10 protein-coding genes are annotated in these 9,276 nt (G+C 47.3%); 5 read left to right on the top strand and 5 right to left on the bottom strand.

Annotated features, from left to right (window positions below; translation table 11 throughout):
* The 3 genes from ACTHRY_RS11045 to argF form a co-directional block, all read left to right on the top strand.
* Nucleotides 1-334, top strand: a 334-nt coding sequence (locus ACTHRY_RS11045) for a VOC family protein (RefSeq protein WP_440374258.1), incomplete at its 5' end; no start/stop codon positions are given.
* A 6-nt stretch (nt 335-340) separates the two neighbouring features.
* The gene (locus ACTHRY_RS11040) at nt 341-1,096 is read left to right on the top strand and encodes a methylated-DNA--[protein]-cysteine S-methyltransferase (protein ID WP_049323945.1); all 756 of its coding nucleotides are present in this window, start codon (nt 341-343) and stop codon (nt 1,094-1,096) included.
* A gap of 142 nt (nt 1,097-1,238) precedes the next feature.
* Nucleotides 1,239-2,234 (top strand): ornithine carbamoyltransferase, encoded by a 996-nt coding sequence (argF, locus tag ACTHRY_RS11035; RefSeq protein ID WP_049323946.1) that lies wholly within the window; start codon nt 1,239-1,241, stop codon nt 2,232-2,234.
* A 98-nt stretch (nt 2,235-2,332) separates the two neighbouring features.
* On the opposite strand, the gene ACTHRY_RS11030 is transcribed toward argF, so the two are convergent.
* The 4 genes from ACTHRY_RS11030 to hemN all read right to left on the bottom strand — a co-directional run bounded on the left by ACTHRY_RS11030 (nt 2,333) and on the right by hemN (nt 6,097).
* On the bottom strand, nt 2,333-3,319 hold the full coding sequence (locus ACTHRY_RS11030) for a TraB/GumN family protein (protein WP_049323935.1): 987 nt from the start codon (nt 3,317-3,319) through the stop codon (nt 2,333-2,335).
* Nucleotides 3,320-3,352: 33 nt separating this feature from the next.
* A complete protein-coding gene (locus ACTHRY_RS11025; RefSeq protein ID WP_036493132.1) occupies nt 3,353-3,598 on the bottom strand; it encodes a DUF1289 domain-containing protein in 246 nt (81 codons plus the stop codon).
* A 613-nt stretch (nt 3,599-4,211) separates the two neighbouring features.
* A complete protein-coding gene (locus ACTHRY_RS11020) occupies nt 4,212-4,544 on the bottom strand; it encodes a hypothetical protein (protein ID WP_049323937.1) in 333 nt (110 codons plus the stop codon).
* 131 nt (nt 4,545-4,675) lie between these two features.
* On the bottom strand, nt 4,676-6,097 hold the full coding sequence (gene hemN, locus ACTHRY_RS11015; protein WP_049323938.1) for an oxygen-independent coproporphyrinogen III oxidase: 1,422 nt from the start codon (nt 6,095-6,097) through the stop codon (nt 4,676-4,678).
* 162 nt (nt 6,098-6,259) lie between these two features.
* Between hemN and fnr the strand changes: the two genes are divergently transcribed.
* Entirely contained in the window at nt 6,260-6,994 is a 735-nt protein-coding gene (gene fnr / locus ACTHRY_RS11010; protein WP_003748691.1) for a fumarate/nitrate reduction transcriptional regulator Fnr, read from the top strand.
* An 86-nt stretch (nt 6,995-7,080) separates the two neighbouring features.
* Here the strand turns inward: fnr and ACTHRY_RS11005 are convergent, their stop codons facing one another.
* Nucleotides 7,081-8,031 (bottom strand): CysB family HTH-type transcriptional regulator, encoded by a 951-nt coding sequence (locus ACTHRY_RS11005; RefSeq protein WP_049323947.1) that lies wholly within the window; start codon nt 8,029-8,031, stop codon nt 7,081-7,083.
* Nucleotides 8,032-8,473: 442 nt separating this feature from the next.
* On the opposite strand from ACTHRY_RS11005, the gene ACTHRY_RS11000 reads away from it, so the two are divergent.
* Nucleotides 8,474-9,235, top strand: coding sequence for an OmpA family protein (locus ACTHRY_RS11000; RefSeq protein ID WP_049323939.1), 762 nt, complete (start codon nt 8,474-8,476; stop codon nt 9,233-9,235).
* The last annotated feature ends 41 nt before the right edge of the window (nt 9,236-9,276 follow it).

The raw sequence follows: 9,276 nt of genomic DNA, 5'->3' as shown, positions 1-9,276 counted from the left end.
TTTTTTCTTTCCTGCAGATGATCTGGCTACTAGTTGCCGTTTTTACCAAGATGTACTGGATTTGCCCGTTAAATTCGACTTTTCTGAAAGTGGCATGGTTGCTTTTCGGGTGGGTGAAGAAGAAGCTGCCATCATTCTCAAAGAGCGGAATAAATTTCCCAATATGACACCTGCTGTGTGGATTGAAGTGGATGATGTGCAGGCGAAGTATGCGGCGTTACAGGGTAGAAATATCCGTTTTCTAAGTGAACCTTTCCGTATTCGTACCGGATGGGCTGTGGAATTTTTTGATCCGTCGGGTAATCGTTTGGGGTTTGTTGATTATCGGGAGTAAATGCAGATGATTACTCTGCCTTCTTTAAACGAGCTTCCATCAAAGTGGAATGAAATCCGCGAGCGACTGGAAACCGATTTTTCCACCGGCCTCGAAGCCTTGCTGCACGAGTATTTTACGGAACACGAAGCCAAGCAGCTTGAGCAGGATTTTATCGACAGTATCGGTTGCGCCCCTGAAGAATATGTCCGTATCCGCCGAACCATCCGACTGTTGGAAACGCGTTATCCGAATAGTCCGAACGAACTGACTGTTGCCGCGCTTGCCACGCCGTTGGGCGAGATGTTGGCGGTGTTCGGCGGCAAGGGCTTGTGTCTGCTGGAATTTGTCGGGCAGAAACAGCTAGAGCAGGAAATCACGGCTGTCCAAAAAGCTTTGCACGGACAGTTTATTTTCCAAGAAAATGAGCAAACGCAACTTTTGCGCCAAGAATTGGATTTATACTTCCAAGGCCGTCTGAAAGTTTTTGCGACGCCTTTGGAAATGATAGGCACAGCCTTTCAGCAGCAGGTATGGAATGCGCTGCTGACCATTCCTTACGGCGAAACGCGCAGCTACAAGGAGCAGGCGCAGCAGTTGGGTAATCCTAAGGCTATTCGCGCCGTTGCCGCTGCAAACGGGCAGAACAAAGTGTCCATCTTGATTCCCTGTCACCGCGTTATCGGCAGCGACGGCAAGCTGACCGGCTACGCAGGCGGTTTGAATCGCAAACAATCGTTGCTTGCTTTGGAGCGCGGCGAAGTTCAGACGGCCTTGTTTTGAGTTTTGATAGAGGATAAGAGGCCGCGCTACGGGCAGGCTTCGCATTCTGAAAAATTGAGTAGCAGAAGGTCGGGGAAGTCCGGCAAAATCTGCACGGAGAAAAATGTTGGGCAACGCCCACGCTAGAAAAGAGAAATACGACATGAGCCTGAAAAACCGCCATTTCCTGAAACTTTTGGATTTCACGCCCGAAGAAATCACCGTCTATCTCGACCTTGCCGCCGAATTGAAAGCCGCTAAAAAAGCAGAAAACGAGGTGCAGCGGATGAAGGGGAAAAATATTGCCCTGATTTTTGAGAAAACATCAACCCGCACCCGTTGCGCGTTTGAAGTGGCCGCGCGCGACCAAGGGGCAGGGGTAACTTATCTGGAGCCGTCTGCCAGCCAAATCGGGCATAAGGAAAGCATTAAGGATACGGCGCGTGTTTTGGGGCGGATGTTTGACGGCATCGAATATCGCGGTTTTGGGCAGGATGTGGTGGAAGAGCTGGCCAAGTATGCAGGCGTGCCTGTGTTCAACGGTCTGACCAACGAGTTTCATCCGACTCAAATGCTCGCCGATGCGCTGACGATGCGCGAGCATAGCGACAAGCCTTTGAACCACATTGCGTTTGCCTACGTTGGCGATGCGCGTTACAACATGGCCAATTCGTTGCTGGTGTTGGCTGCGAAACTGGGCATGGACGTGCGTATCGGTGCGCCGAAAAGTTTGTGGCCGTCTGAAAACATTATCGAGACGGTGCAGGCTGTTGCCAAAGAGACCGGCGGACGGATTTTGTTGACGGAGAATGTGAAAGAAGCCGTGAAAGGCGTGGATTTTATCCATACCGATGTGTGGGTCAGCATGGGCGAGCCTAAAGAGGCTTGGCAGGAACGTATCGATTTGCTGAAAGATTACCGAGTTACGCCCGAATTAATGGCGGCGGCTGAAAATCCGCAAGTCAAGTTTATGCATTGTCTGCCTGCTTTCCATAATCGCGAAACCAAAGTCGGCGAATGGATTTATGAGACATTCGGCCTGAATGGTGTGGAAGTAACGGAAGAAGTCTTTGAAAGTGAAGCCAGCATCGTGTTTGATCAGGCAGAAAACCGGATGCACACGATTAAAGCGGTGATGGTAGCGGCATTGGGCGATTGATTTTGCGCTCAACATTGCTTACCGCTTCATTTAATAGAGATTAAATAAAGGCCGTCTGAAAGAAAGATTTTCAGACGGCCTTGTTGTTGGATTGGGGTTTATTGCCAAATCAGGACTTTGGGTTCGGGGGTTACTTGATAGCCTTCTTGACGCAATAGTTCGATTAAGCCTTTTTCGCTGGGTAAATGGGCAATGCCGACGGCAAAGAGGGTGCTTTGTTTGGCGGATTGCTTGCGGATTTTAGGCAGCCATGCCTGGTTGCGGCGGATCAGGAGATCGTTTTTCAGCCAATCGGACATGGCTTTGGCGTACTTGGCATCAACACGTTTGAGGGTGCGTTGTTCGGTTTCTTCTAAAAGTGGGATGAGTTCTTCAAAGCGGCCGTCTGAATAGGCTTGATGGAGTTTTTTGACATCTTCGGTTTCTTCTTTATTGGTTTTAATGCTGGCTTTCAGAAAGTTGATCATGGTTTCTTCAGGCTGTGCTTTGAAGATTGCGGAAACTTCGTCCAAGCTTTCTAATGAACCACGCGGTTTGTTGATATTGACTGCTGCGTTGGTCAGCAACATATCTGCACCGGTTTCTGCGCTATATCCTTGGGGAAATGCGCTGCCGGCAAAAACCAATGCTGCCCACGGGTGGAGTTTGTCGGCAATTTTGGCGATGGGTCGGCTTTCTTCATTTTTTGAATAGATTTCTTGTAAAAGACGGAAATCTGTTTTGCCAAGCTTGCGGCTGAGCGGTTCGGTACTCATGACTTCTTTGAAGTATTTTTGATACATTTTTTTTGTTTCCGGACTGCTGTCCGGCAATGCGTCAACTTCTGTGGTCAGTTGGTCGGTGAATTGCAACAGTTTGAGGGCATCGGAAGACAAGGTTTGATTGGTTTGCCCCATGTGGATGGTGCCGAGCAGATAGGAATCGGGTTGGCCTTCTTTGCTGATTTTCCAAACATTGCTGGTGAGTTTGGGCTGCTGCCAGTTAAGTTCGGCAGGTTTGCTTTCGGGTGAAGTTGAGGAGGGTTTGCAGGCGCCCAGGGCAAGAGCGGTCAATGGCACAAGCAGGCAGGCGAGCAGTTTTTTCATGTTTTTCCTTTTGGTGTGTGCGGTAAGGGCGGTTTAGAAATCGAGCAGGTTTTGAACCGGTTGTTCGCCCGTGTCGGGCTTTTCTGTTTTGCGGTTGCGGATTTTGGTTTTTCTGAGGGCTAGGAGGTGCATGACTTGATGTTTTTGGCTGTCGGTCATCTGGAGCCAGTACAAGCGCTCTTCCCGGCTGCGCAGGCAGCCTTTGCAATAACCTTTGGCATTGGCTTCGCAGACACCTATACAGGGACTGGGGATGGGGAAAAAATCGGGTTGTTCCATATTTTAAAAGCGTTTGAGACAAGAGACTGGACAAACCAAAATTGTAGACTGCATTCGTATTTGTCTAAATACGATCGGTGTATCCAACAGGGTTCCTAATATCCAATTGAGTTGATCATTTCAATAAGTTTATATCTGCCACCCTAGGCATAAAAAACCTAAGAGAAACCATAAATATATCGCAGAAGAAGTCAGTATCTTCCCTATCGTCAGATTTTTCCAATAAAACCCAAGTAAGAACATTATAAAAATTAAAGGAATTCCAATATAAATATAATATTTAAGCGAACCTAATTCACTGAACACGTTTATAACAGAATAGAGACCGATAAATCCACCTGACCAAAAAACAATTATTGTCGGCCCTAAAAAAATAGCCGTTATTAAATGAGGGAGCAGTATGATTTTTATCCATTCTTTATATTTGTTGTTCATTTTAATCCCAATTACTGCAATGGTATCGTATCCATTCAAATGAGGGGAGCAAAGTGTACAGCAACGTCACCAAGAACAATTACGGTATGTTTGGCAGAATCATGTTTTAATACATATCTGGCGTTCCGCTATATTTTGATTTTCAGACGACCTACGTTCATCCCCAACTATCTACATTTTATGACTTAATCAGTTTACGCAAAGACTGATTGTTGTATTTGATACCGGCAATCAGCCGGTCATATTGGTGCATTCTACGGAGCGAGCGGGTAATCAGATAGACCGAGAAAATAATCAAGCTGATGTTCATCAGACTGACCAGTACGAGCAAAGGCCAAACATCAACGGCCTCGTACCATTTCGATGTCGCAATCAGCGCACTGAAAATAGACAAAGGGAGTGCGAAAACAGCAATGCCCGTACGCATGACAGCAAGTGCCGTGCGTTTTTCAGCAAGGAGAAGCTGTACTTGATTGATGCTGAGGATATCGTTTTGCTGTTCGGTAATCATAGGATACGCGCCTATACAAATTAACTTTGAATTCTGATAAAGCGGAAAATATGGTTTTATGTTACCCGAAAGTATTGAAAATAAAAACAAAGGTCGTCTGAAAATTTTCAGACGACCTTTTCCATTCCTGTTTATACGGTTTGCGAGTATTTGGCTTTGGTTTCTTTATGGCGCAGATGATAGTCGAACACCATGGCGATGTTGCGGATCAGGAAACGTCCCTTCGGCGTAACGGTCAGGCCGTGCGGTTTGAGGCGGACCAGGCCGAGGGTTTCCAGTTGCTTCATGTCCTCCAGTTCGACCGCAAAATAACGGCTAAACGGAATGCCGAACACGCTTTCGTAAATCCGATAGTCGAGCGAGAAGCGGCACATCAAATCCTGAATGATGTTGCGGCGCAAAATGTCGTCTTGATTGAGCTGGTAGCCGCGCATGATGGGCAGGTGTCCGGCGTCGAGTGCGGCGTAATAGGCATCGATGTCGCGCTCGTTTTGGGAGTAGGTGCTGCCGATTTTGCCGATAGAGGACACGCCGATCGCCACCAAGTCGCAGTCGGCATAGGTCGAGTAGCCTTGGAAATTTCGTTGCAGGAAACCTTCTTTGAGGGCGATGGAGAGCTCATCGTCAGGTTTGGCAAAGTGGTCCATGCCGATAAAAATGTAGCCTCGCTCGGTCAGGGTTTGAACGCAATATTGCAGCATATCGAGTTTTTCTTCGCTGCCGGGGACGACATTGGTGTCGATACGGCGTTGCGGTTTGAAGATATGCGGCAGGTGGGCGTAGTGGTAAAGGGCGAGGCGGTCGGGATCGAGGGATAAGACCGTATCGATGGTGGTTTTGATGCTTTCGGTGTTTTGGTGCGGCAGGCCGTAAATCAAATCGACGCTGACTGATTTAAACCCGGCTTCACGCGCGGCATCAATCACTTCTTTGGTTTCTTCGTAGCTTTGGATGCGGTTGACGGCTTCCTGTACTTTAGGGTCAAAGTCTTGAATGCCTACACTCATGCGGTTGAAACCGAGTTTGCCCAGTTTGAGGACGGTTTCGCGGCTGACTTTGCGCGGGTCGATTTCGATGGAGTATTCGCCGTTGGGAATCAGCTGGAAGTATTTACGAATCATGTCGAAGACGCGTTCGAGTTGGTCGTCGCTCAGGAATGTGGGGGTACCGCCGCCGAAGTGGAGTTGCGCGAGCTGGTATCTTCCGCCCAAATGCGGTGCCAGTAATTCCATTTCTTTTTCTAGATACTGGATATAGGCATCGGCACGGCTTTTGTCTTTGGTAATGATTTTGTTGCAGCCGCAGTAGTAGCAGATGGTATTGCAGAAGGGAATGTGGATGTAGAGCGAGAGGGGTTTATTGAGCGCACCCATGTTGCGCAGGCTTAAAGCTTGGATATATTCGGCTTCTTTAAAGCCTTCATGGAAGCGGTCGGCAGTCGGATAGGATGTATAACGGGGACCGCTTGATGGCAAACTGGCAATCAATTCACGGTCAAATTCCGGTAATTCATTGTTTGTGTTGGTGTTATTTGAGATGGGGATGATTTTCATGGTAGGGGCTTGTAGTATAAAGTAGGGAAATTAGGGAAAATTTTAGTCAAAATTTCGATAGTTTGGTAGAATGCCTCATAATGATATGCCGACTTTGACATGGGTCAATAGTTATTCGGCTTAATCAGGGATTGAGAGAATTAAGCAAATTAAAGGTGCGTTATGGCTACACACAATGCAACACATCAAATGAAAACCTTGTGTTCCACATGTTCTTTACGCGAACTGTGTTTGCCTGTCGGACTAATGCCTAACGAATTTTTACAATTGGATGCGGTGATCCGTCAAAGCCGCCGTCTGAAAAAAGGCGAGTACTTATTTCGTGCCGGCGAGCCGTTTACCTCTTTATTTGCCATCCGTGCCGGCTTCTTTAAGACAACAGTCGCCAGCCAAGATGGGCGAGATCAGGTAACCGGCTTTTTTATGTCGGGCGAACTGATCGGGATGGATGGGATTTGTTCCCATATTCATAGTTGTGATGCTGTGGCTTTGGAAGACAGCGAAGTATGCGAGCTTCCGTTTACGCACATTGAAGAACTCGGTCAGGATATTCCCAGTCTGCGCTCTCACTTTTTCCGCTTGATGAGCCGTGAAATTGTCCGAGATCAGGGTGTTATGCTGCTTTTGGGCAATATGCGCGCCGAAGAGCGCTTGGCCGCATTCTTGCTCAACCTGTCTCAGCGTCTCTATTCCCGAGGTTTTGCCGCCAACGATTTTATCCTGCGGATGTCGCGTGAGGAAATCGGCAGCTATTTAGGGCTGAAGCTGGAAACGGTCAGCCGTACCTTATCCAAATTCCATCACGAAGGCTTGATTTCGGTTGAACACAAGCACATCAAAATCCTAGATGCGACGACTTTGAAGAAAATGGTTTCCGGTTGTTCGCACGCTATCTGAATCTGAGGCCGTCTGAAATTGTTCAGACGGCCTTTTTAACAAAAGTTAAAGAATAATTGTTAAGTTACGCAAGTGATAGTTAGATGTTAAATTGAAAAATCTTCAACGACTGGCGTGTACAGAATGCGGTCAACCGCTTCACGGGTCAGTTTCGGCGCGAACATCTGTATAAAATCATAGGCATAACCACGCAGGTAGGTGTCGGTGCGTAAGGCTATCCAAGTGGGCGACGGCTCAAATAAGTGCGCCGCGTCTATCAGCTGCAAATCTTGATCGACAACGGGATCGTACGCCATTTTGGCCATCAAACCTACGCCTAAGCCTAAGCGTACATACGTTTTCAATACATCCGTATCGGCAGCTGATAAGGCAACATCAGGTTGCTCGATATGCGCTTTATTAAAGGTACGCGCAATGCTGCTGCCGGAGTTGAACGCAAATTCGTAAGTAACCAGTGGAAAAGAAGCCAAATCTTCAAGGCTTAAAGGATTGCGGCAGTCTAAAAGAGGGTGGTCGTGCGGGACAATGACGGCATGGTTCCATTCATAGCAGGGCAGTTTGCCCAACTCGGGATGATCGTCAATGCGTTCGGTAATAATTGCCAAATCCGCTTCGCCGCTGCTGACCATTTGCGCAATGGCAGAAGGGCTGCCTTGTTTGATGGTCAAATTGACTTTAGGGTAGTTTTTGACAAATTCCGCAACGATTGTGGGCAAGGCATAACGCGCCTGGGTATGCGTTGTCGCGATGGTCAGCGAGCCGCTGTCGTGATCGGTAAACTCGCTGCCGATATTTTTAATGTTCTGTACATCACGCAAAATTCGTTCCGAAATCTCTAACACGGCTTTGCCCGGTTGTGAAACGGAAACCACACGCTTGCCGCTGCGGATAAAAATTTGGATACCCAATTCTTCTTCAAGCAGGCGGATTTGTTTGGAAATGCCGGGCTGGGATGTAAAAAGCGCATCTGCAGCCTCGGAGACATTCAGATTGTGCCGGTAAACTTCAAGGGCGTAACGTAATTGTTGCAGTTTCATGGTAGCAGTATCGGATACGTTGTTATTGTGGATTTTGTGCGACAAACGGTCTGTAATTTAACATATTTTGCCCGGTTTTGCCCTGAGTTTTGAAAACGTTTGTTTTTAATGAAAATATCTTTTAATGATATGAAAACAGGAAATTCAGGAAAGAAGAGGGAAAGGGGTTTTGTTGTTTTTGTACAACTTTAGGTAGGTGAATTGTCTGATTTTGCCCTAAATTAATGACACAAGATTGATTTTTCGGCATGATTAACTACTAGGAAGCAGGCACTTCATAATTGTTTGAAGGCATCGAGTATTGACAGTTTGCCTTGCGCTTCTTTATAGTGCAACCTGATATATCCGATTTGCCGCTGTTTTGATACTGCGGCCTGTATATTGGTACTTTGCAGCGGTTGCTTTCCTAGTCCGCCGCATAACAATTTGATGAGGGAATAAAATGACCAAACAGCTGAAATTAAGCGCATTGTTCGTTGCCTTGGTTGCCTCTGGCACCGCTATGGCCAGCGAAGCGCACACCAAACACGGTTACACCGTAAGCAGCCAATCTCAAGAAATCGTCCGTAACAACTACGGCGAATGCTGGAAAAACAGCTACTTCGACAAAGCTACCGAAGGCCGCGTTGAATGTGGTGATCGTGAAGCAGTTGCTCCTGTACAACAAGCTCCTGAGTATGTTGATGAAACTGTTTCCCTGTCTACTAAAACTCTGTTCGGCTTCGACAAAGACAACCTGCGTCCTGAAGCTCAAGAAAACCTGAACGCTTTGGCTCAACGCCTGAGCAACGACAGCGTACAAACTGTACGTGTTGAAGGTCACACTGACTTCATGGGTTCTGAAGAATACAACCAAGCTCTGTCTGAGCGTCGTGCTAACGTAGTTGCTAACTACTTGGTAGGCCGTGGCGTTGCTTCTAGCAAAATCTCTGCAGTAGGTCTGGGCGAGTCTCAAGCTCAAATGACTGCTACTTGTGAAGCTGAAGTTGCTAAACTGGGTAAAAAAGTTTCTAAAGCTAAGAAACGTGCTGCTCTTATCGCTTGTATCGAACCTGACCGTCGCGTTGATGTTAAAATTCGCAGCGTTGTTACTCGTCAAGTTGCTCCAGGCCAAACTATCGAAGGTCAAGGCGAATTGCCTGCTACTGATGAAGGTTGGATCCCAGCTCCTTACAATGGCGTTCACGGTTACGCTAAACCTTAATCGGTTTGTGAAAAATGCCCTGCGATATGCGGGGCATTTTT

This window comes from Neisseria sp. P0004.S004 (assembly GCF_051963335.1).
In the GTDB taxonomy this organism is placed as follows: Bacteria; Pseudomonadota; Gammaproteobacteria; order Burkholderiales; family Neisseriaceae; genus Neisseria.
Note: the sequence above shows the minus strand (reverse complement) of the source record. Positions and strands in the feature narration are given on the sequence as shown.